Annotated in this window: 1 protein-coding gene; it reads left to right on the top strand. The window is 69.9% G+C overall.

Annotated elements, in window-relative coordinates; genetic code table 11:
* Positions 1 to 1083 (top strand): methyl-accepting chemotaxis protein (locus AC1D00_RS42435; protein ID WP_477014823.1); only part of this gene is annotated, 1083 nt, incomplete at both ends.

Genomic DNA, 1083 nt, shown 5'->3' with positions numbered 1-1083 from the left:
CCTATTACGCCGCCACGCAGCGCGGCCTCAGCACCATCATCGAGGTCCGCGACGCGTTCTACGACAATGCCGAGCAGATCCTCGCCGGCGCCTCTTCGGCCGCGCGCACCAGCTTCACAATCGCGCTCGCGGGCCTCGTTGCCGTGCTGATCGCGAGCGTCGGCCTCGTCGTGACCGTCCGCCGCCGCGTCTGCGCGCCGATCGTCGACCTCACGACGCGGATGTCGCGACTGGCCGATGGCGACGTTGCCGAGGAGATCCCGGGCGCCGAGCGCTCCGACGAGATCGGGGCGATGGCCGCGGCCGTCCAGGTGTTCAAGGACAACATGATCCGGGCCGACCGGCTCGCGGCCGAGAAGCAGGCCGAGAACGACGGCAAGATGCGCCGCGCCCACGCGCTCGACGAACTCACCCGCGCCTTCGAGGCCAAGATCACCGAACTCGTCGGCGGCCTGTCCCGGGCCTCCTCCACCATGGAGAGCACGGCGCAGTCGATGACCTCGACGGCGGCCCAGACCAACAGCCAGGCCGCGGTCGTCGCTGCCGCCTCCGAGCAGACCTCGACCAACGTGCAGACGGTCGCCAGCGCCACCGAAGAGCTGACCTCCTCGATCGCGGAGATCGGCCGTCAGGTCGCACAAAGCACCGAGATCRCGGCCCGCGCCGTCGACAATGCCCGCCGCACCGGCGACACGGCACGTGCGCTCGCCGAGGGCGCGCAGAAGATCGGCGACGTCGTCACCCTGATCCAGAGCATTGCCGAGCAGACCAATCTCTTGGCGCTGAACGCAACCATCGAAGCCGCCCGTGCCGGCGACGCCGGCCGCGGCTTTGCCGTGGTCGCGTCGGAAGTGAAATCGCTGGCCGGCCAGACCGCCAAGGCCACGACCGAAATCTCCGAGCAGATCACAGCGATCCAGTCCGCGAGCGACGAGACCGTGGCCGCGATCCGCAACGTCGCCGACGTCATCGGCGAGATCGACCAGATCGGCACCGCGATTGCCGCGGCGATCGAGGAACAGGGCTCGGCGACCAAGGAGATCGCCCGCAGCGTCCAGGAGGCCGCCCGCGGCACCCAGGAGG

It is taken from the genome of Bradyrhizobium sp. P2_E8 (assembly GCF_056403875.1).
Note: the sequence above shows the minus strand (reverse complement) of the source record. Positions and strands in the feature narration are given on the sequence as shown.